The organism is Salinimonas lutimaris (genome assembly GCF_005222225.1).
GTDB classification, from domain to species: domain Bacteria; phylum Pseudomonadota; class Gammaproteobacteria; order Enterobacterales; family Alteromonadaceae; genus Alteromonas; species Alteromonas lutimaris.
On the sequence record NZ_CP036536.1, the window covers coordinates 1297661 to 1321045 of the forward strand.

At 40.8% G+C, this 23385-nt stretch carries 16 protein-coding genes and 2 pseudogenes; 6 read left to right on the forward strand and 12 right to left on the reverse strand.

Annotated features, from left to right (window positions below):
* The first annotated feature begins 4 nt into the window (after positions 1-4).
* The 5 genes from EZV72_RS05450 to EZV72_RS05470 are packed head-to-tail and all read left to right on the forward strand — an operon-like array spanning position 5 to position 4852.
* Complete coding sequence (locus EZV72_RS05450; protein WP_137166291.1) at positions 5-1147, forward strand: glycosyltransferase; 1143 nt, start codon at positions 5-7, stop codon at positions 1145-1147.
* The gene (locus EZV72_RS05455; RefSeq protein WP_137166292.1) at positions 1144-1695 is read left to right on the forward strand and encodes an arsenate-mycothiol transferase ArsC; all 552 of its coding nucleotides are present in this window, start codon (positions 1144-1146) and stop codon (positions 1693-1695) included. The genes EZV72_RS05450 and EZV72_RS05455 overlap by 4 nt, the downstream gene beginning before the upstream one ends.
* A 4-nt stretch (positions 1696-1699) precedes the next feature.
* Positions 1700-2983: an O-antigen ligase family protein gene (locus tag EZV72_RS05460; RefSeq protein WP_137166293.1), complete on the forward strand. Its 1284-nt coding sequence runs from the start codon at positions 1700-1702 to the stop codon at positions 2981-2983.
* On the forward strand, positions 2980-3927 hold the full coding sequence (locus EZV72_RS05465) for a glycosyltransferase family protein (RefSeq protein ID WP_137166294.1): 948 nt from the start codon (positions 2980-2982) through the stop codon (positions 3925-3927). Before EZV72_RS05460 ends, EZV72_RS05465 begins: the two co-directional genes overlap by 4 nt.
* Before the next feature lie 37 nt (positions 3928-3964).
* Positions 3965-4852: a hypothetical protein gene (locus EZV72_RS05470; RefSeq protein WP_137166295.1), complete on the forward strand. Its 888-nt coding sequence runs from the start codon at positions 3965-3967 to the stop codon at positions 4850-4852.
* A gap of 200 nt (positions 4853-5052) precedes the next feature.
* Here the strand turns inward: EZV72_RS05470 and EZV72_RS05475 are convergent.
* From EZV72_RS05475 to prsT, 6 genes and pseudogenes are all read right to left on the reverse strand, one after another.
* Positions 5053-6001: pseudogene (locus EZV72_RS05475) on the reverse strand (IS256 family transposase); the annotation flags it as partial.
* 106 nt (positions 6002-6107) lie between these two features.
* Complete coding sequence (locus EZV72_RS05480) at positions 6108-7328, reverse strand: glycosyltransferase (RefSeq protein WP_175405053.1); 1221 nt, start codon at positions 7326-7328, stop codon at positions 6108-6110.
* Positions 7329-7918: 590 nt separating this feature from the next.
* A pseudogene (locus EZV72_RS18760) lies at positions 7919-8809 on the reverse strand (acyltransferase family protein).
* 205 nt (positions 8810-9014) lie between these two features.
* The gene (locus tag EZV72_RS05490; RefSeq protein WP_137166298.1) at positions 9015-9809 is read right to left on the reverse strand and encodes a sulfotransferase; all 795 of its coding nucleotides are present in this window, start codon (positions 9807-9809) and stop codon (positions 9015-9017) included.
* Between the two features lie 113 nt (positions 9810-9922).
* On the reverse strand, positions 9923-11116 hold the full coding sequence (locus EZV72_RS05495; RefSeq protein WP_137166299.1) for a polysaccharide pyruvyl transferase family protein: 1194 nt from the start codon (positions 11114-11116) through the stop codon (positions 9923-9925).
* A gap of 102 nt (positions 11117-11218) precedes the next feature.
* Complete coding sequence (gene prsT, locus EZV72_RS05500) at positions 11219-13789, reverse strand: XrtA/PEP-CTERM system TPR-repeat protein PrsT (protein WP_137166300.1); 2571 nt, start codon at positions 13787-13789, stop codon at positions 11219-11221.
* Positions 13790-14092: 303 nt separating this feature from the next.
* On the opposite strand from prsT, the gene EZV72_RS05505 reads away from it, so the two are divergent.
* Positions 14093-14701 (forward strand): hypothetical protein, encoded by a 609-nt coding sequence (locus tag EZV72_RS05505; RefSeq protein WP_137166301.1) that lies wholly within the window; start codon positions 14093-14095, stop codon positions 14699-14701.
* Between the two features lie 75 nt (positions 14702-14776).
* Here the strand turns inward: EZV72_RS05505 and EZV72_RS05510 are convergent, their stop codons facing one another.
* The 6 genes from EZV72_RS05510 to pepA (EZV72_RS05535) form a co-directional block, all read right to left on the reverse strand.
* Entirely contained in the window at positions 14777-15679 is a 903-nt protein-coding gene (locus EZV72_RS05510) for a sulfotransferase (protein WP_175405054.1), read from the reverse strand.
* 135 nt (positions 15680-15814) lie between these two features.
* Positions 15815-16570: a flocculation-associated PEP-CTERM protein PepA gene (pepA, locus tag EZV72_RS05515; RefSeq protein WP_137166303.1), complete on the reverse strand. Its 756-nt coding sequence runs from the start codon at positions 16568-16570 to the stop codon at positions 15815-15817.
* Positions 16571-17380: 810 nt separating this feature from the next.
* The gene (pepA, locus tag EZV72_RS05520; RefSeq protein WP_137166304.1) at positions 17381-18136 is read right to left on the reverse strand and encodes a flocculation-associated PEP-CTERM protein PepA; all 756 of its coding nucleotides are present in this window, start codon (positions 18134-18136) and stop codon (positions 17381-17383) included.
* A 1488-nt stretch (positions 18137-19624) separates the two neighbouring features.
* Entirely contained in the window at positions 19625-20380 is a 756-nt protein-coding gene (pepA, locus tag EZV72_RS05525) for a flocculation-associated PEP-CTERM protein PepA (protein WP_137166305.1), read from the reverse strand.
* Between the two features lie 1157 nt (positions 20381-21537).
* Positions 21538-22302, reverse strand: coding sequence for a flocculation-associated PEP-CTERM protein PepA (pepA, locus tag EZV72_RS05530; protein WP_137166306.1), 765 nt, complete (start codon positions 22300-22302; stop codon positions 21538-21540).
* A 313-nt stretch (positions 22303-22615) separates the two neighbouring features.
* Positions 22616-23371 carry a flocculation-associated PEP-CTERM protein PepA gene (pepA, locus tag EZV72_RS05535; protein WP_137166303.1) on the reverse strand — a complete coding sequence of 252 codons (756 nt, stop codon included), beginning with the start codon at positions 23369-23371 and terminating at the stop codon, positions 22616-22618.
* Positions 23372-23385 lie beyond the last annotated feature (14 nt).

Here is a 23385-nt window from a genome sequence, read left to right on the forward strand (position 1 = left end):
CACTATGACGTACAATATTTTACACCTTATCGATACCACCGGCCCTGGCGGTGCAGAAGACGTTTTTATTACCCTTGCCGCAAAATTGCGTACTGAGCAGGTAGGGAGCATAGCGGTTATTCGCGGTGAAGGTTATGTCGCAAACTCGCTACGCAAGCAAGGCATTGAGCCAGTTATCATCGACTCCAAAGGCAGCTTTAACGTGGGCTTTATTCGTGAGTTATGTGCGTTGATAAAAAAACACAACATCGGGCTTATTCAGTCCCATTTACTCGGCTCAAATGTTTACGCCAGTATTGTAGGTTTGCTTACCCGCACACCGGTGATTGCAACCTATCATGGTATGGTCGACGTATCGCCTAATGAGCGTTTTAAAGGTCTGAAGCTGTGGTTTATGCGTAACGGCATAAAGCGTTTTGTTGCAGTAAGCGATTCACTACAACAAAAAATTCAGGATTACAATTTGCTGGTGCCAGAGCGTACCAGTGTGGTTTATAACGGCATTGATACTCAGCAATATAAAACACAGCGGTTAACCCGCTTAAAGCAGCAACTGAACATACCCGCCAGCACCTTTTTACTCGGTGCGCTGGGTAACGTCAGGCCTTCTAAACGCTACGACTTACTGGTAGATGCCATTCACAAAGTTAATCAGCAGGGGCTGGATATTGCGGTGGTTGTGGCCGGGGACCCGAAAGCATCATTAAAGCAAAAGCTGGACGCGCAAATGAAAGCGCTGGGCGTTTCGAATATTCACTTTATTGGTTTTATTGATGATACCCCGGAATATCTGCAAAACCTCGACGGTTTTGTATTAACATCCGATGCCGAAGGTTTTTCGATCAGTACTATCGAAGCGATGGCTACCGGCTTACCGGTTATTGCCACCAAGTGCGGTGGCCCGCAGGAAATTATTGAAAACAGCCAGCAAGCCACGCTGGTTGCGGTGAATGCTAATGCCATTGCCCAGGCTATTATTCACAATATAATGCACTTCACGCCCGGCAGTGTTAATCAGCATGCCATAAACCGCGTGCAGGATAAGTTTTCTGAACAGGCAATGGTCAGCGGCTATCTACATCTTTACCAACAGGCAGATAAACATTTTGCAAACATCTCCCGTTCAAATCCGGAGCCACAACAATGAGCGTTAGTCAGTACATTGCAGATACTTACGGCTCTAAACGTGGCCTGGTCCGGTACATCAAATTTAACGCGCTCGCCAGCCTTGGTGCTTATCGCCACGCTAAAGGTAATAATGTGCAGCATACCCAGCGGCTGATTTATATCTGCAGCGGTAACATTTGCCGCAGCCCGTTTGGCGAGTTTGTGGCACACAAGGCTGATTTTCCTGCAATATCGTTCGGCTTACATTGCCGTGGCGGTGACCCTGCATTTGCAAAAACACTGGATTATGCCCAGCGCCACAACTACGCTTTAGACAGTCACCGCTCAACCAATATGCAGGATTACGAGCCCAAAGAGGGAGATTTGCTAATTGTTATGGAGCCTGCACATCTGGCAGAACTGGATGCACTATACCCAAACCAGAATAAGGTGTTGATTGGGTTATATGCCACGCCCAAAACGGTATACCTGCATGATCCTTACAACACAAACCAGCTGTTTTTTGACAAGTGCATGGCGCAAATCGAACAGGCCACTCAGGCTTTAATAAAACAAATACAGAAGTAAAAGTATGAAAACTCAGGTAGCCCTAAAGGACACAGACTTTATATTTCTTAAAGTCAAAAATTTATGGACGCATTTTAAAAGTGAGTCTTTTGCGTTTAAGTGTATTTGTATGTATATATTTCTGGAGTATTTTAAACCTCAGGCTATTTTTCCTGTTGTTGATATACTGCCATGGGCGCAAATTTTCTTAGTTTTTTCTTTTTTGGGGTTGTTTTTTGACAAAAAGTCTAATTCGAAAATAAATGGATTATATTTTTTAATAGTTATTTTCTTTTTAATTATAAATTTGTCTATATTATATGCGTTTAATCGTGCATGGGCGATGCAGCAATATATAATTTTCTCTCAATGGGTTTTAATAATATTTCTTATATCTTCAATAGTAACAACCAGAGAGCGTTTTTATATATTTTTTACTATTTTCTTTTTATGTTGTTTCAAAATTGCTTTCGGAACTGCAAAGAACTGGGTATTGAGGGGGTTTTCTTTTACTGGTTGGGGGCTAATGGGTCCTCCTGGATATTTCCAAAATTCAGGTGAGTTAGCTGTATTGATGTTGATATTTTTTCCTTTATCATATTATCTTTATGTTAATTTAAAGGATCACGTTAATAAATGGGAAAAGTACTTTCTACTAGTAGCTACGATTTCTCCTATACTAACTTTACTCGGTTGTAGTAGTAGAGGTGCTCAATTAGCTTTGCTTCTTCAACTAGTAATAATGTTTTATCGAAAAATATTTAAGCCAAAATATTTGATCGTTATCGGGTTGGTAGCGGTGTTAGGTTGGCAGTTATTACCTCAAGAACAGAAAGAAAGATTTACAGAGATTGGAGAAGATAAAACATCTATACAGAGACAGCTATATTGGGAAAACGGCTGGGAAATGATGAAAGAACATCCATTTTTAGGAGTGGGGTATTTTAATTTTCAGCCTTATTATCAAGTTCATTATCCCCAAGACATGCTTTATAAACGAGCTCAGTTGCCACATAACATATTTATACAAGTTGGAACTGATGCTGGGTTTATAGGTCTTTTGGTTTTTATGCTAATAATTTTAGGTAGCTTATTAATAAGGTTTCCAGCTAAATATATAGTTGAAGTAAGCCAGACAGATAAGTTATATAGTTCTATCTGGAGCGGGTTGAAAATAGGCATTATAGGGTTTGCGTTAGCTGGACAATTTGTAACTATTGCCTACTATCCTTTTTTATGGATATCTATTGCTTTGTTAATATCATTAAGTAAATCATTAGAAGGCACAATGAAGAAGAAAGTTTCATGAGTAGATTAGTTTGGATTACGTGGGAAGAACAGCCAAGAAACAAGTCTATGGCAGATATGTTAGGTGCTGACTTTTATAAAATAGAGGAAAAGAGATCTTTTTTACTTCGTTATTTTTTTTGTATAAAAAGAACAATCAGAGTTCTTTTTAAAAAATATGATATAGTAATAGTTCAAAATCCATCTATGATTCTATGTGCAATCAGTGCTATCTTTAAACTTATTTTGGGCTATAAGCTAGTCATTGATGCCCATAATGCGGGGATTTATCCAAAAGAAGGTCGTAGCAAATTTTTATTAAAATTAAATGATAGAATATTGAAAAGTTCTGATTTAGTTATAGTTACTAATGAATGTCTCGTCTCATATTTAAAAGAGCTAAATATACTATCTATACCTATAACAGATCCCCTACCTAAATATGATTCAGAAAATTATAAAAATACCAGAATAAAAAATCAGATTTTCATTATTTGCTCCTGGTCTGAAGATGAGCCGATTCAATTGTATTTAGACTTAGCAAAAGATTTACCAGAGTACGAGTTCTACTTCTCGGGTAATTATAGGAAGTTTGATTTTAGCAACGCTATTATTCCAGAAAATGTTTTCTTATTAGGTTTTGTCGATGCTGAAGAGTATATAAAATTGCTTTTTACATCCCTTGTTACCATAGATTTGACGTTACGTGACAGCTGTCTGGTGTGCGGTGCTTATGAGTCGATAAGCGCAGAGGTTCCAGTTATATTAACGGATAACTTAGTAAATCAAAGTACATTCTCTACAGCAGCGTTATATAGCACAATAGATAGAGTTAAACTTCGTGATAAGGTACTTGAGTCAAAAGATTTTGATCGAAACAACATAATAAAATTTAAAGAAAGGTATGAAAAAGAATACGCGAAGAGTGTAGAACTTTTCTATAGTCTCCTAAATGCCAAGAACTAAATTGAAATTATTTTTTAGTGTTTTAAGAGTACAGAATATGAAATATCGTTATCTGCTATTAATTTTTCTACCTTTTTTTTCGATATCAGGTGATTTTCGAGTAGAACCAGATAGGTATCCAAATGATTTCACCATTGTTGATAAGCATTGCATGCTACGTGGAGGAAATGTTTTTTCTTCTGACGCTACTAATACTGTCATTTCAGATGAAGAATTTTACAGCGGTACGAAATCGATCAAAATGACAGTTAAGAAAGGTACTTTAGGCTTCGGTTCGTTTGGAGGGGTTATTAATTTTAAACATTGTTTACCTGATACTCCTCGATTGTACAAAGGCGACGAAGTGTGGGTTAGATTACGCTTATATGTTCCGGAGAACTTCGAGTACAACAAAAATGGCCGAAACAAATTTCTCAGATTTCGTAGTTTTCATGTAGAGGATGGTAAGTATGTGAGTGATGGCTACAATGATGTTTATTTAGATTCACACAATCTTAACGATTCTACAGCGACGCCATTCGATTATATCTATGAAGGCAAACAAAGATGGTATCAGTTTGGAAAACCAACAGATTTTCTGTCGCAAGGAAAGTGGGAGACAGTGGAATACTATCTTAAACTTGATGATAAAAGTCGTTCCGAGGGTGGTAATCCTATTATGAGGTTTTGGAAAAATGGACAACTCATAGGCGAGACATATGATAGAGCAAACTTGAAATCAGCAAACACATTCATAAGTGCTTTGTATATATTTACTTACTGGGATAACAAAGGGGCTCATAAAACGCAATCGTTATTTGTCGATGATTTCTTTCTAACAACAAATTTTCCTAGCGACTTTGACAGCAATGGGAATCGTTATATTGGGATGGGTAATGGTCACACTACACCATGGCAAACAATGAAATGCCCCGTTGTTGAATGAAAAATTTTCGGCGTGAATTAAAAATAAAGTCAGAGACTGTAAGATTATCTGGGTAAGTGGCTGTTTATCATAGTGATACGTGGTCACTGCACATAATCATAAGCTGACTCATTGCTACTTCCCTATCTCTCTGGCATTTATCGTGTAACTGACTTACGGATTTTTGGCGGATAGTCGAAAATGACACTCAGAGGCTCTCAGTTAATGCTACAAAGCAAGCTAATCGTTGGATATTAGTCGCTCCATTTGTCAGCGAACTCTGTCGGAGCCAGTTCCGCTTCAGCCAGTATAGCCGCGCCGTAAATTCGTTTCAGGTCATCGGCAATCACCTTGCGTTGATTCCAATTCATATAGCGCAGCGAGTGGTGAATTTGATGCACAATACACAATTATACTGTGTTTTTGGATAACCGGCTTCGATGGCTTCAGGGAAGCCTTTCAGACCATCGCAGCAAGCAATAAAGATATCCAGCACGCCATGGTTTTTAAGTTCGTTCATCACAGACAACCAGAACTTAGCGCCTCGGTTTGTGCCATCTATAAACTTAACAATGCCTTTTCACCATCAGCAACGAAGCCGAGTGCCATATAAACCGATTTATTATGTACCGCACCAGAATCCCGATTGCGTACCATAAGACAATCCAAGTAAACGACAGAACAAAGCGCGTCCAATTGGCGCTGCTGCCATTATTTTACTTCATCTGTTACCTGCTCATTGGTAAATTGAGAGATAAAGGTGGGCGAGACTTCTACGTCGTAAGATTCCTCAAAATGGGCCTGGATATCTCGAATTGTCATCCCTCGGGCATAAAGCGAGATAATCCTTTCATCGAAGAAGTTAAGCTGCTTCTCGCCTTTTTTACCGAGTTTCGATTCAAAGCTACAATAGTGAACACGAGAAATAACCAGCTCTACCTCACCGTGAAAAGAGCGAAGTTTTACTGGATTTACCATTTCTGGAATTGCCGGAATTCTTACCTTAAAGTGTATGTTTAGCATAACTAAGATGCTGTTCCATCTCAGCATTCTAAGCGCGTCCAGCAACCCTTTTGTTAGCTGTTTAAGTAACCCTGCTTCACCGAGGATGTCTTCGGGGGGATCACAGCCTTCTAAAAGCTGATCGATAAATTTGCCTGATATTGACATTCTGTATTTTTTTCGACAGGTTAAGAATGCCTTTTACACAGATATTTTACACTCTCTAGAGTCACGTAACACAATTTTATGATGAGGTAGCTTTTATATTTTCCACTTAGTCAAGGTGTAAATACTCTACTTCTGGATTGTTAATCTTTACAGCAACATTACTGTTAACTTTACCAGAGTATTTATTTTGTATTAAACTCTTGATCCGGTCTGTAGACGATTGTGGTGAGATATTTTTTATGGCCCACTCTCTTCCATTATAATTTTTATAATTTTTGACCAGATATAAAATTGCTTCATTACAGCATGAATCATGCCCAATCATGCCTGTGGATTCATTGATATAACTTTTATTTACACCCCTGTTTTCAGCCACACAAAATACAGGTGTGTTACAAGATAAACTTTCAAATAAAACTCTATTACTTCCTTCTTTCAAGCTAAAAAGAACCGATACTTTAGACTCATTATATAACTCAATTAGCTCATTTTGATTGACGCCATTAGATACAAAAATATTATTTTGTAAGTTTTTACTTTCTAGATGAAGAGATATATCATCTGAGTTCCCTCCCCAACCCGCACAAACAATTCTACATTTAATGTCAGGATTGACTTTGACAAGGTCGTCGACAATTTCAATAAATCGATATACTCTTTTTACAGGATTATTATTTGCGACATACAGTAAATCCCATTTTTTATTTAAGTTATTATAATTGATGAATTTATCTTGGTTCACCCAATTCGATGCGCCTATGTCAATAACATCCACACTGGGATACATTGTAGAAATTAAGGCTCTATCATCTAAATCAGTTGCTTGAATTATAAGATCATCGGCAGCTTCGCAAAAAGCTAAAATATCAATATCCGCATAACCAGTCCAACTCGGTTCCAATATAAACAAATATTTTTCATTTAAATCTTTAAACTTACTAGAGTTAAGTAGAGTTCTGAATGAAGATGTAAAAGATACAAGTAAAACACCTTTTAAATCCAATTTATCATTTTTATAAATTGGACTGCTTAATTCAATAATACGAGAGTCAATCTTATCGTAATCAGTATCATCTTTTTTTAGGGCTTTTATAAAACTATGTTTTTTCTTGATTTTATATAACTCTTTTAGAGCTATTTGGTTTTGCCCATCGTATCGAATAGCTTTTAAAATTTTATTTAATTTTTTCTCTAAAGACAGGCCGGGAACCTTGGCACTGAGATAAGTTGCAAATGAGAAAATTCGAGAAAAATGAAGATGGAAAACTGATTGTATGTATTCTTTTCTTTGTCTTTTCATTGTAAATAACATAATAGAAATATACATAAGTATAAACATTAATTGTTTAACTTGTACATAGTCTATTTATATGTAAATCTATTATTTTTCTCTTTTTATATAACTAAAAATTATTGCACTTAATAGGATTATATATGCCTCCGGAATAAAGGTGAAAAAGTTCACCACTCGTGTTAAAAGGTGAGATGATAGCAACTGCTTGCAAGTACTCCTCTGCAATAGGCTAAAAATATGGATATTTATTATGATTTACGAGCAGTTGATTGAGTGGTAACGATAGCAGATCATGGTGAGCTTGCGTGTAAATTTGAGTTGCCGCAAGCTCGCCAAATACAGATATGAGAGTCCCAATATTATCAACCCGGACGACAATTGCATTCGAATTCAGAAAAACCAGCACTAATTACACAGGCAAAGGCTTTTAAGCGCGGAAGTCAAGTCGCAAAGTTTAGATATCAGAGCTATTAATTACCTTTAGTGCGTGCGAGATTAAAGAAAATTAAAGGTCTGAAAAAATCCCGGTGTAAGTAAAATCATCGATTGTTGTCTCCTTAAAAATCAAAAAATCAAAAAATCAAAAAATCAAAAAATAAAAAAATCGAAGTCGCGCTTTTCATTTACTTCCCATTAAAAATAAATTTCAACATTTCATTTTTTTCAATAAAAATTTTGTGAGCTGCATAAGATATAAGTGCAGTAAATACTACAAGTACAGAAAAACCTATGTAAGCGTTTGGGTTAAAATCAATAATAAAATCTGCAATAAGCATTAAGATTAAATAGTGAAATAGATATACACTATACGAGGCTTCAGATAATTTTGACATGATTGAGGATTGCTTTGAAAATGCCATTTTAAAGACTTTGAAGCAAAGCGCTATAGCAAACCACTGCGAAAGCGTATATAGGTATTCTTTGGTGATGGATGAAATAAACCCTTCTCCAAGAAAGTTGTAAGTTAAAACTGCTGAAACAATCAATATAATGTAAATGCCCGAGTTTGTCTGAATTATTGAATTTAAAAGTTTTTTATTGCAGCTTATTAAATACCCGAAGGCAAAGAAAATATAATTATAAAGCAGCGAGTAGGGAGAAAATACTCCCCACTTTTCAATGTAAATGGGTATACCAATTTTATTCAAAAACATAATGCCAAGTGCAAAAATTGGCATTGCGAACAGGATAAGCCAGGAGTTGGTTATACAACTTGAGGAATTTCATAGATTAAATTTGGTTACGAAATGATGTAAAAGTGCGGTTATTAGAAAGAAGTATACTAGGTCAACTAAAAACCATAAATGTACAATATATCTTCCAGAAACAATATAATCTATTAGTGATAGATTTAACCAACCTTCATTAAGTAAAAAGTAGTGTAAAAGCAAATTAAAAGTAAAAAGAGTGGATACAAGAGGAATAGCAATTCTGGGTATACGAACTCTTAAAAATTTTAAAGTGCCATACTTATTCAATGTTAAGTAACAAAAAAACCAGATACAACAAAGAATGCTGGCAGAAGATTTCGACTATGTAGTACATCACATTGCTAGTACTATCATTATAGATAGGCAAAACATGCTTAGGGCTAAAAATTTGAGCTGCATGTATTACAATGCCCAGTAACATAAGCACTGCTCGCATAGAGTCAAAATAGTAGAGCCTTTCGTTGTCTCTCATAAAGTAAATTCTTTTAGATTATTGTAATTAGTATCTTCATTGTTGAAATAAAGAAAAACCTTTAAGCTTTTTTTTGTGGAATTCTATTTTTTCATTTAAATAGTCCTGATCTAATTGCTCCAGTATTCCAAATTTTTCGGTGTTTTTGAATGCATGACTTTTTTTGTGGTTGATATATTGTTCTGGTAACTCTATAAAATCTGCTATTTTTTCTAAATTTGAACCAATTTCTTTTGTTTTAACAGTAAAGAGTTTGTTTGGATGGATTGTTTGCAATACATTTTTATTATGATCAGCCCAGTATGAAAGATATCCGTCTAAAGTATATAAACCATTTTTCTTAAGTATTTCTTCTTCTGCAGGATGGCTTAATAATCGATGCTGAAATCTATGTTCTCTAATAGCAACCCATTGCTTTGTTGTTGTACGGCGTAGTGAGTCGTTTATGAAAGATTCTAACCATTCTCTAGGTTCGCGATACGTAAGTATGAATTTAGCATCATTAAACTCTGCTTGAAGTTGCTCCATAAGGAAATAGTTTAGTTGGGACGAATCTATATCCAGACATAGTCTTTTATCACGCGCTTGTATATATTTCTTGATTTGTTTTTCAGTTAATTCTTTGTTTTCAAATTCTAATATTTTTTCAATAAAAGAATCACTTTCTGGCTCGTGGCTTGCCCTAACAGAATTTTCAAAAATTTCTGCTATGGAGTGCGTTCCAGTTTTTGCTGCACCTACACAATAAACTCTGCACTCTCGTTTGTAATGGTATCGTGTGGAAAGTTCTTTAAGTTTGTTGCTAATGCGCTTCATTTTATTGTTTAGCATTGTATTAACTGCCCCGGGGTACATATTATATTTATATATTTCATCATCAAAAATAGAGAGATTTCTTCATTGTCGAAAGTAAATAATGTCTCTTAATCTTTGACTCTATTAATTCATATAAGTTTTTTGTTTAGACTATCAAAAGTTTGCGAAAATAAGCTTTTTCCTCGCACAATAGCATCTTTGTTCTCTTTTAAAAGCTCTGAATAGGGTGTTTCAAGTAACATTGTTATCTTGTCACTTATCGCCTGTTCTTCTTCTGCAATATCCAGAGCCCGGTGTCCTAACCCAATCGTGTCCAGAACCCCTGTATTTTTAGGCTCATAGCCAACGTTTATTCCTGGTACGTCGCCAAGCAGGCAGCTGATAGTCATGTGCAAGCGCATGCCCACAAAGTAGATGCCATGTTCAGCCACATATTTGATTAGGTCATCAGGCTGATAACGAGGTTTAGATACAGTAACACGGGCTAAATCAGAATCACTCAGATTCGCTTGGTTGACTATTTCATCATGAAGCTTGGAATCGTCTTTGTAGGTTGCAACACCCTGACATGTAGAGATAAATTCAATAGCGTACTGCGTTTTAAGTAATTGTTTTAGAATGCTAACCGCTTTTTGTTTAAGCTCATCTTCTGCTATACCCAACCAACCCCGAAAATTTAAAAATATTTTCTGACGCTTCGGGTGGGGTAGGGGACCCGGTTCAAAGCCAAGCGCTACATCGCCGGTCAGCGTAGATTTAGTCATGACTTCCGCATCTTCGAGCTTTTCTAAGTAACCCACAGAGTGCTTTTCCCTTACCCAAATATGCGAGATTGTTTTTAACATTGCGCGCGCTTTTGAACCCGGGCCTTCAAAAGGACCTAACGACTGACCAACAATATATATATTTTTATTCAGGGCTTTTAAACTTTGTAATACCGGTAACAACTCACTGTAATCATAGTATTCGTGGATAAAACCACCGGGCATCAATATCACTGCGTCAGCATCTTTTACTAAGCGGTATTTTTCTCTGAACCCGGCTTCGAGTTGTGCCATACCAAAGCTCATCGTCTCCAGAAGTTTGCCTATGAAAGGCTTTTCCAGATACTGACTTAGCTTGTGTGGTGTTTGAGCTGCGGGGCTCAAAAATTCGTTTAGAATAACCGGGGCTTTAATAAAAGCCTGGTGGTTATAGTTATCGCAGGTAGCAATAGTGACTTTTGCATTACAGTATTTATTTAGTCCCTGCTCAAGAGCATCAAGCAGCAGTTGATCACCACCATTTGATGCAATGCTGTGTACAACCATTATTTTTTTCATAAAGAATCCGAGTAAGCTACTGCCAGATTATAGGCACATTATTTATCAAGCATAAAAAAAGAGTGGAATTTACCACTCTTTATCCTGTAACAGTAAGTGATTTTACATCTTGGCTTCAATACCCGATTTGGTGTCCAGCAAAGACTGGTTGCCGGGTTTAAGCTGCAATGCCTGGCGGATGAGCTTATGGGCTTCATCAAGGCGGTTTTGCTGCCCCAGTAACCATGCCAGGTTATTCATGGCAATCCAGTTTTTAGGCTGGGAGTCTACTACCTGCTGGTAATAGCCGATAGCTTTTTCTGGTTCGCTCTGGGCCAGTTCTCCGGCCAGCATCATTGTTACCTGAATATCGTTGCTGTGGTTACTTAAGTGTTTTTCCAGTACCGATACGCCTTGTTGCTCTTGACCACTGGCTTTGAGTGCCTGATAGTAATACTGCACCGCAGCAGTGATAGGGCGGGCTGAGTAAGCATCTTTCAGCTGGTTTACGGCCTCACTGTTGTTACCCAGAAGCAAGTTGATACGGCCCATCAGCAGCTGGTATTCCGGGTCACCTTTGCCAACGTCAGTGACTTTTTGTAAGGCAGTTTTGGCATTGCTGGCTGACTTTTTACCTAACTGAATACGTGCTTCAATCATGGCAGCCTGATCAGCGGCTTCCGTATTGCTTTTATCAATACCGCTTAATGTTTTAAGCGCTTCATTAGGCCGGTTGTTCATGGCCTGTGCTTTGGCCAGCGTGAGTAATATCTGGTTATTGGCTTTATCTTCAATCACCAGTCTGCGTAGCACATCTACCGCACGTTGGGGCTTGCCGGTTTTAATCAGCGAGTCACCCAGCAAATATTTGGCCATAGGCTCATCCAGGCCATTAAAAGCGGCTTCGTTACCGATCTCTATCACCTGGGCATAGTTACCGGCAAGATACTGAGCATAAAGACGTGTAAAAGCACTGGTCTGGTCGTTGCCAGTAATTTGCTTAACCAGTGGCTGAGGGCTTTCCTGTAGCGCCGCTAAGCTTCGGAAGCTGCCTAATAGTGCGTTGCGGTTATTAGGCGCCTGTTCAAGCACTTTACCAAAGCCGGCTTTTGCCTGGGCAAACTCACCCTGGTTAAACGCCCGTGCTGCCTTATCGTTTAAAGCAATGACGTTTTCCGGTTCCAGCTCCAGCACTTTGCTGTAAATGCCGGGTAAATTATCGGTGTTACCCAGATACTTTTCCAGTTCGGCAGACAGCAGGTAGTTTTGTACGTTGTTGGGCTCTTCACTGATCCAGCTGTCTAACATTTCACGGGCTTCTGCCGTATCACCAGATGAGGTTTTCATCGATAGCAGCAGAGCTTTTGACTGTGACGTGCTGGCTGTATCCGGGTTATTCAAAATGGCTTTGCTGGACTCTTCAATCAGCTGAGCACCGGTGGCATCACCCGACAATGCTTTTAGCATACCTAACTGCTGGCGCTTACGGTCAGTATCCACTTTCGACATATCAATGGTGTCGATGATTTTCTTTGCATCGTCGGTGCGGCCGCTTTCCAGCAAACTAAAACTGGTATTAACAGCCAGATTGGTATTCTGGGCGGTCATTTCCGGGTTGCTCAGCATCATGTTAAAGGCATCGCGTGACGCACCTACCTGAAGCTTTGCCGCTACATACATTTGTTTGGCCGGGTGGGTGGCCGGAACATCATTCACAATTTTTGACAGGTTTTGAATGGCCTGCTCGTAATTACCCACCCTGAAGTTGGTTAAGCCGGCAATATATGAGGTAAGCGGCGATGCCATACCATTGGCCATAGCCCGTTCAATTAACACATTGGCCTGTTCAAAATCCTGCTCGGAAATAGCAATCAGCGCTTTTTGCTGGTTAGCCAGGGGCTGGTCTTTAAAACGTTTTAAAATGTTGTCTACGTACGGCTTGGCGCCGGCATAGTCATTTAGCTGCAGGTAAGCCTGAGAAATGTTCAGATTCAGGCGCAGGTACATGGGTTTTTCTTCCAGCATGCGCTTGTAAGTTTGTGTGGTCAGCTCATAGTCTTTCAGACGGTAGGCAATTTCACCCACCAGAGAGCTTACCAGCCAGTCATCTTTAAATTCTTTGGCAGCGCGTTCAAGTACCTGGGTATTGTCGGTATCCCGGTTTATCAGATAGGTTACGGAGAGGTCCTGCAGCATCTTGTTAGCTGCATCACCACCCTGAGTGGCCTGCGCAAACAGCGATTGGGCTTTGTCAGCTTCATTACTGCGTGCGGCAAGCAGTGCCGCAATGGCCTGACCTTTGGCTTTTGCCTGGCTGTTTAGCTTGCCTTCCAGATCGCCAAAAATAGAATCAAACTGTTCAGTTTCACCACTGGCGTATAATGCTGTGAAGTATTCAGATGCAAAATCCGATACATCAGCGTTCATATTAATGGCTTTTTCAAATGAACTGACCGCGCTTTCCATATCGCCTAACCCGTAATAGGTTTTGGCCAGCAGAATTCGCGCCTGGGTATCATCAGGAGAGGTTTGAACCGCGTTACGCAGCGTAACCACCGCTTCCTGATAATTGTCTGACTTTAGCGCTTCCTGCGCTGTCTGCAGTTGATCTTCCAGTGACGGCTGGCCACAACCGGCCAGTAAACCTAATGAAATTGCACCGGCAAGGGCAGACTTTAAAAGCATTCTATCCATAACCTACTACTTAACCTTTTTCTAAAGTGATGGCTTACTGTAAGCCTAAAGTATATAAAAGAAAAGACTACGCTATAAGGGCTGTACAGGTTTAGTACGGAAAAAAAATAAGTTTATCAATTTTCAGGGAAAACAGCTTGCGCTTCTTGTTTTACAGTAATTTTTTGCAGTCATATTTTCTGAACGATTGTCAAAAATTTTTACAGAAAGAATTTTTGTTGTATTAAAGTGATTTTAAATCAACACCTTGTGTTGTGGCTTAAATCTTGCTCATGTGTTTTTTTGTACACAAGGAAGTTAATCATGAAAACTTTTTTACTAGGAATTTTACTATTATCATCGTCATTAGCCCACAGCGCTATTTTGTCGTACCCTATTATCAGTGAATATGGTTCAGGATATGATGAGCGAACATATAACGCACAACTAGATTGGGCCTCATATCTTTTCGAAGCTGACTTGGGTGTAGAAAAGATATATGGATTTCAGCTTTACATGGAACTAGCCCCTTCATCAATATTTTATGGTAGCTCCAGTTTGGGATTCGGTGTCAATAGAAATTATTTGTTTAACGGATGGTTATATAACGGCATCACGTTAAATGAATTATCACCAAAAGTCATGCGATACTCAATGTACAAAGAATTAGAAATCGAGGAGCAGTCTTATAACAAATTTGCCGTAGGGATGGCTTACAATAAAAGAGAGTTTTCAAGATTTATGTTGAAAAACGTAACTTTATTTTTTTCTACAGATATTCATGACAGGTTTTATCCTGATACTGCTAATGCCCCATACTTGCCTCCGATAGGCGAGCCGATATATTACCATCAGATATCCGAACCGCCTACTTACATGCTGTATTGTCTTTTGTTTATCCTATGCCTTAGGGGATGTAAAAAAATTATTTAATTACAATGGTGAGGCCGGGAATGTATGACTGCCGGCCCGTGCCTTCACCGAAGTCTCTAAATCAACCACATTAAACTACAAATAGTCGTATCTTTGAGAAAAATACTTTGTTTTAGTTTTTATCGTCGAAACTGTATCATCAGAAAGTTGCTCCTTCCATGACAAGTCTTCGGTCACGGTATAATCAAAAGAAGCTCTCATTCTATTGCCAAGAATGTGACTTTTAAGTTTTTCCTGCATGAAGTCGGAACTGATGTCATTCCCAAGAAAATCTTTTATTCGTGATAGAGTGGCTTCCAGTTCGTTACACACGTCTTCATATCTCACATCAAGCACTACAACATTTTTTCGTTTTTTTAGCTGCTCTACACTTTTTATATAATCATTCCATTCTGTGATCGCAGTATCAATCATGTTTTCATCAATATCTCTGTTCTTTCGATATGAGTTACAAAATGCGGCTGGATCTCTAACCAAATGAATAACCTTGACTTTTTCTTGCTTATAAAAATCGGAAAAAAGCTGCGCTCTGCGAATGGATTTTGTTCCATCGATATAAATTTTGGCATTGGAATACTCGAGCGCGCTTTTAAAAAAATCGATTTGAGATTGTAGGAAATTATTAATTTTTTTTGTTACCCCGGTGGCATGAGCAAAGGTATTCCTTAAAAAGGAATCTCTAATTGGGGATGTTAGATATTTATTCAGGACATGGTTTTCATGGAATCGGGGCAGGATTACATGGTCGTCATAGTTCCATGCTTCATGAAACTCTGTTTCTTTGCTGTAGTTAGTCGTCTGAGTATAAAAATCACACTCGTCTATATGCTGTCCGCAGGAGCATATGTATCTACGTTTGTCATACTTGTTGAAAGGAAATGTCTCGCCATTACAAACAATATCAGGATTTGAATCCAGAATAAGCGAAAAAAGCGTGGCGCCCGAATACCAGTTTGACAACAAAAATACAGTGTTCATAAACATCCTTTTAAATAAAACTGTTATTAAATATTATCGCAATAAGCAAATTGTTTGAATATTTTTATATAAAATAAATCATAAAAAAAGGCTCCCGAAGGAGCCTTAAAGAATAGGGGTAGAGTGCGTCAGCAATTATGCTTTGCGACGACGGGCAGCGCCCAGACCTAACAGACCTAAAGCCATTACTGCGATAGTTGACGGCTCAGGTACTTCATAGAACTGAGCAGATACGTCACCACGGGTAATTTGCGTACCGGCTTGTGCGAAAGAGTCAAAGTCACCGTTCACGTTAACCATCATAGAGAAAGGCTTAGGTGAAACGAAGTACTGGTCACCTTCAGCAGTCAGTTCGAAGTTCATGAAATCGAAGTTGAAAGCAGTGATGGTGGTGTTACCAATTTTAGTACTGGTACCCAGGTTGTTACCGATACTGTCAGACAGTCCTAACAGGATGTCGTCGCCGCTGCCGACGATAGAGTCAACATTATTGTCATCAGACAGGCCAGTATCGTTGTTCACGTCCAGGAACAGGCTGAAGCCACCGGTGTCGCCTACGAAGAAGTTAACGATACCGTCTTTACCTGAGGTGCCCTGTGCGTTGAATGTTGCGTACAGAGAGTAAGTGCTGTTCAGACCTGTGTTCAGAGAGTTAGAGCCCAGGAAGAACTGGCCAAACGTTGCGAACGCAGAGGCAGTGAAGTTACCTGCACCGTCAAAAGTAATGCGTTCTACGTAGCCACCGTTGATTTTATCAGCAGTCACTGAAGAACCAGAACCGGCCGCGTAAGCTTCATCAACAGTAAACTGAACAAAGTCAGCAGATGCAGTGAAAGAAGCAGCCAGGCCAGCAGTCAGAGCTAAAGATTGAACCAGCGATTTAATTTTCATTTTCTATGTATTCCAAAAAGAGTTAAGGCATCAAGTATCCTCGCTATAGATAATACACTTCTTGTGCCAACTTTTTATGTCTATGATTTGTATGGACATATTGCCTTATATGCTGTGAGGGCATAAAGGGTGGTGTAAATATTCCTGACAGTAGTAAAAATGCTGAATCGTCTGTTATACAAGGGCTGTAGCGATGTTTTAAACAGCGTTTTGAGTGAAATAGTGAATCAAATCAATGGTCGGAGCAGTGGGGGGGGTATGGTGGGAATGGTTTTATGAGCTTTTGGGGCGGTGTAAAAAAATTGCTGTGAATTAATAGTTGTCGTCCCAGAACCACGAAGTGGTATCAAAGATCTGCCTGGCGCATGGCTACTTTGGTTCAATGGTTTTGTTGAGTTAGCCAAGATGTTCAGGAGATCCCCGATTACTTGGAGATGACGGAATTAACCTGCGGCCTTACGGGATGTAGGGAAGTATACGAGATTTCGGGAAGTAACCTCCGGCTTCAAGGGCTCATGGTTTTTACCAAAGGCTGATTCAAACAATCGTCGTCCCTGAACCACGAAGTGGTATCAGGGATCTCCTTGGAACATGACTCATTTAGTTCTAGGTTATTTTGCATCGGGCAACCTATTCAGGAGATCCCCGATGACTCGGGGATGACGGAATTAATGTGCAGCCTGACGGGATGACGGGAACTATACGGGATGTCGGAAATGGTCTTCGGTCTTGGGAATAATCGTAAAAGAACAAACAAAAAAAGGCTCCCGAAGGAGCCTTAAACACACACATATATTAGTCTGTCAGCAATTATGCTTTACGACGACGGGCAGCGCCCAGGCCTAGCAGACCAAGTGCCATAACCGCTACAGTTGAAGGCTCTGGTACTTCGTAGAACTGTGCAGAAACGTCACCACGAGTAATTTGTTCGCCTGCTTGTGCAAAGGCGTCGAAGTCACCGTTTACATTAACCATCATAGAGAATGGAGTAGGTGATACGAAATACTGGTCACCTTCGTCAGTCAGTTCAAAGTTCATGAAATCGAAGTTGAACGCAGTTACCGTCTGACCATTGATTGTAGTGCTGGTACCCAGGTTGTTGCCGATAGTAGAAGATGAACCTAACAGCAGATCTTCACCGTCACCTACTACAGAAGTAATGTCATTCTGGTCAGACAGCATAGTGTCGTTGTTAGAATCCAGATAGATGTTAAAACCACCTGTATCACCAATGAAGAAATCTACATTACCTTCTTCGCCTGCTGTACCTTCAGCATTAAAAGTCGCATACAGAGAGTATGTGTTGTTCAGACCAGAGTTCAGAGAGTTAGAACCCAGGAAGAACTGACCAAAAGTAGCAAAAGCAGATGCTGTGAAGTTGCCGTTACCATCGAACGTGATACGTTCTACGTAACCACCATTGATTTTATCAGCAGTAACCATTTCGCCACTACCTGCAGCATAGCTTTCGTCTACTGTGAACTCTACAAAGTTTGCAGAAGCAGTGAAAGAAGCAGCCAGACCAGCAGTAAGTGCCATTGATTTTACAAGTGTTTTGATTTTCATAATTTATATCCGTATTCCAAAAATTAGTTAGGCTTTAATGAAGCCACGAATAAGTATGAGCAGGTTTGATGCCAGCTTTTGATAAAAAAGGGTGAGATGAGTAAGTTGTAAAAATGAGGGCTTAAACAGGATTTCTTGGTTAATCCTATATTTATGATTAATAAGAATTAATTTGATTTTGTGTCAGCCTTTTTTACACTTTTTTTATGTCGAAAATATGGTCTTTTATAGTAGATTTTTTCTAAGCCGGTAAAAGTGTCAGTTTCCTTTACAACTCGAAATTATATCACCCTGTAAAATAGTCGTAGATATGTAACAACTAGCCCAAAGTTACAGGGTCATATTTTACGATGTAAATAATGGGCAGGTGGGAGAGCACACTAATTTTTACCAGATAGCGGTTCTAAAGGCTGATTAAAATCGGATGTCGTCCCGGGAGCATGAAAGGCTAGCCGGGATCTCCTTGGAACATGGTTACCTTGGTTCAATGGTTTTGTTGGGTTAGACAGACTGTTAAGGAGATCTTCGATTACTCGGGGATGACGGAATTAACCTGTAGCCTTGCCAGATGTCGGAATCGGCTGACGATGGTAGAAGAGAATAACCACTGTTACTAATAGCGATTTTATTGCTTCACCGTCGTCCCTGAACCGCGAAGCGATATCAGGGATCTCCTTGGAACATGGCTGCCTTGTTTCAATGGTTTTGTTGGGTTAGACAGACTGTTCAGGAGATCCCCGATTACTCGGGGATGACGGGAATTAACCTGCGGCCTTATGGGATGTCGGAATCGGATGACGATGGTAGGAGAGAATAACCACTGTTACTAATAGCGATTTTATTACTTCACCGTCGTCCCTGAACCTCGAAGCGGTATCACGGATCTCCTTGGAACATGGCTACCTTGGTTCAATGGTTTTGTTGGGTTAGGCCGACTGTTCAGGAGATCTTCGATTACTCGGGGATGACGGAATTAACCTGTAGCCTTGCCAGATGTCGGAATCGGCTGACGATGGTAGGAGAGAATAACCACTTTTACTAATAGCGGTTTTATTACTTCACCGTCGTCCCTGAACCTCGAAGCGGTATCACGGATCTCCTTGGAACATGGCTACCTTGGTTCAATGGTTTTGTTGGGTTAGGCCGACTGTTCAGGAGATCTTCGATTACTCGGGGATGACGGAATTAACCTGTAGCCTTGCCAGATGTCGGAATCGGCTGACGATGGTAGGAGAGAATAACCACTGTTACTAATAGCGATTTTATTGCTTCACCGTCGTCCCTGAACCGCGAAGCGGTATCAGGGATCTCCTTGGAACATGGCTACCTTGGTTCAATAGTTTTGTTGGGTTAGGCCGACTGTTAAGGAGATCCCCCGATTACTTGGGGATGACGGAAAATATACGGGATGTCGGGATGACAGTGACGGAACAAACAAAAAAGGCTCCCGAAGGAGCCTTAAAGAATAGGGGTAGAGTGCGTCAGCAATTATGCTTTGCGACGACGGGCAGCGCCCAGACCTAACAGACCTAAAGCCATTACTGCGATAGTTGACGGCTCAGGCACTTCATAGAACTGAGCAGATACGTCACCACGGGTAATTTGCGTACCGGCTTGGGCGAAAGAGTCAAAGTCACCGTTCACGTTAACCATCATAGAGAAAGGCTTAGGTGAAACGAAGTACTGGTCACCTTCAGCAGTCAGTTCGAAGTTCATGAAATCGAAGTTGAAAGCAGTGATGGTGGTGTTACCAATTTTAGTACTGGTACCCAGGTTGTTACCGATAGTGTCAGACAGTCCTAACAGGATGTCGTCGCCGCTGCCGATGATAGAGTCAACATTGTTGTCATCAGACAGACCAGTATCGTTGTTCACGTCCAGGAACAGGCTGAAGCCACCGGTGTCGCCTACGAAGAAGTTAACGATACCGTCTTTACCTGAGGTGCCCTGTGCGTTGAATGTTGCGTACAGAGAGTAAGTGCTGTTCAGACCTGTGTTCAGAGAGTTAGAGCCCAGGAAGAACTGGCCAAACGTTGCGAACGCAGAGGCAGTGAAGTTACCTGCACCGTCAAAAGTAATGCGTTCTACGTAGCCACCGTTGATTTTATCAGCAGTCACTGAAGAACCAGAACCGGCCGCGTAAGCTTCATCAACAGTAAACTGAACAAAGTCAGCAGATGCAGTGAAAGAAGCAGCCAGGCCAGCAGTCAGAGCTAAAGATTGAACCAGCGATTTAATTTTCATTTTCTATGTATTCCAAAAAGAGTTAAGGCATCAAGTATCCTCGCTGTAGATAATACACTTCTTGTGCCAACTTTTTATCTATATGATTTGTATGGATATATTGCCTTATATGCTGTGAGGGCATAAAGGGTGGTGTAAGTATTTCTGACAGTAGTAAAAATGCTGAATCGTCTTTTATACAAGGGCTGTAGCGATATTTTAATCAGCGTTTTGAGTAAAATAGTGAATCAAATCAATGGTCGGAGGAGTGGGGTGTTATGGAGGGGGTGTTTTTATAAGCTTTTGGGGCGGTGTAAAAAAGCTGACAGGGTGAGTAGGGACATTTACAGTTTCTACTTATCGTCGTCCGGGCGACTGCAAGGCTACCCGGGATCTCCTTGGTATATGACTTCCCTGGTCCAGTGGTTTTGTTGAGTTAGCAAGGTTATTCAGGAGATCCCGCATAGGCCTGCGGCCTTCTGGACTCATGGTTTTTACCAAACGCTGACTCAAACCATACGTCGTCCCTGAACCGCGAAGCGGTATCAGGGATCTCCTTGGAACATGGCTTCTTTGGTTCAGTGGTTTTGTTGAGTTAGCCAGGCTGTTTAGGAGATCCCGTATAGGCCTTCGGCCTTACGGGACGACGTGAGTTGTCTGCGGCCTTTCGGGTTAACGGTTTTTAACCTTCGGCCTTATGGACTCATTGTTTTTACCAAACGCTGATTCAAACCATACGTCGTCCCTGAACCGCGAAGCGGTATCAGGGATCTCCTTGGAACATGGCTTCTTTGGTTCAGTGGACTTGTTGGGTCAGCCAGGCTGTTTGGGAGCTCCCGTATAGGCCTTCGGCCTTACGGGACGACGTGAGTTGTCTGCGGCCTTTCGGGTTAACGGTTTTTAACCTTCGGCCTTTAGAGCTCATGGTTTTTATCAAAGCTGATTTAAACCCATCGTCGTCCCTGAACCGCGCAGCGGTATCAGGGATCTCCTTGGAACATGACTACTTTGGTTCAGTGGACTTGTTGGGTCAGCCAGGCTGTTTGGGAGATCCCGTATAGGCCTTTGGCCTTACGGGACGACGTGAATTGTCTGCGGCCTTCTGGGATGACAGTGACGAGACAAACAAAAAAGGCTCCCGTAGGAGCCTGACATCAGAGGGTATTGAGTATTTGCAGTTAGGCTTTGCGGCGGCGTACTGCGCAAAGGCCTAACAGGCCTAAGCCCATTACTGCGATAGTAGATGGTTCAGGCACGGCCATGAACTCTGCACTTACATCACCGCGGATGATTTGCGTGCCCGCTGGTGCGAACGCGTCGAAATCACCACCAACTTCCAGCGAGAAAGCAAATGGGTTTGGCGCTACAAAGTAGTTTTCGCCTTCACCGGTCAGTTCAAAATCCATGAAATCGAACTTAAACGCAGTGACATTTTGGCCCATGATGGTGGTACTGGTGGCCAGGTTGTCACCCAGACCCATAGAGAAGCCAAGCTCTACATCATCATCTGTGTTAATAACTGATTCTACATCATCGTCGTCAGACAGCTTAGTATCGTTGCCGCGATCCAGATAAAGTCTGAACCCGCCCTGATCGCCAATGAAGAAATCGATAGCGCCGTCCTGACCGGATGTGCCGCTTGCTTCAAAAATGGCGTACAAAGAATACTGGTTATTTAAACCCGTGTTCAGCGAGTTTGAACCTAGGAAGAATTGACCGAAGGTAGCAAATGCTTTGGCATCAAAATTACCTGCACCGTCGAAGTTTAAGCGTTCAACAAAACCACCGTTGATTTTGTCTGCCTGAACCAGGGTGCCAGAAGTTGAGGCGTCTACTGCATATGCTTCATCAACAGTAAATGTAATACGTGAGGCTGATGCTGAAAAAGAGCACGCCAGCCCGGCTGTAACCGCCAGTGTTGTTGCAAGTGTTTTCAGTTTCATGTGTATTTCCCTATTAGAATGTGTGAGGCGACACAATGTTGCCTGAATAGGATAGGGCAGAATTAATGCCACTTTTTTAACCAGTTGTTTTTGTTTGTTTTATCGTCAGTAAAAAGAATAAAGATTAGCGCATGTGTAAATTTATCTGACATCGGACTGGTCTACAGGTCAGGCCAGTAAAGGGCTGTAGAGGAAGTGGGTTTAATTTTAAAGGGTTGTTTTGATTGTGATAAGTCAAAAAGTTGTAGTGTTATAAGCAAATATAAAAACAAAAAAGCGGCCGGAGCCGCTTTTTATATCATCTTATAAAAGCTTACGCTTTACGGCGACGTGCTGCGCCCAGACCTAACAGACCTAAAGCCATTACTGCGATAGTTGACGGCTCAGGTACTTCATAGAACTGAGCAGATACGTCACCACGGGTAATTTGCGTACCGGCTTGTGCGAAAGAGTCAAAGTCACCGTTTACGTTAACCATCATAGAGAAAGGCTTAGGTGAAACGAAGTACTGGTCACCTTCAGCAGTCAGTTCGAAGTTCATGAAATCGAAGTTGAAAGCAGTGATGGTGGTGTTACCAATTTTAGTACTGGTACCCAGGTTGTTACCGATACTGTCAGACAGTCCTAACAGGATATCGTCGCCGCTGCCGACGATAGAGTCAACATTGTTGTCATCAGACAGACCAGTATCGTTATTCACGTCCAGGAACAGGCTGAAGCCACCGGTGTCGCCTACGAAGAAGTTAACGATACCGTCTTTACCTGAGGTGCCCTGTGCGTTGAATGTTGCGTACAGAGAGTAAGTGCTGTTCAGACCTGTGTTCAGAGAGTTAGAGCCCAGGAAGAACTGGCCAAACGTTGCGAACGCAGAGGCAGTGAAGTTACCTGCACCGTCAAAAGTAATGCGTTCTACGTAGCCACCGTTGATTTTATCAGCAGTCACTGAAGAACCAGAACCGGCCGCGTAAGCTTCATCAACAGTAAACTGAACAAAGTCAGCAGATGCAGTGAAAGAAGCAGCCAGGCCAGCAGTCAGAGCTAAAGATTGAACCAGCGATTTAATTTTCATTTTCTATGTATTCC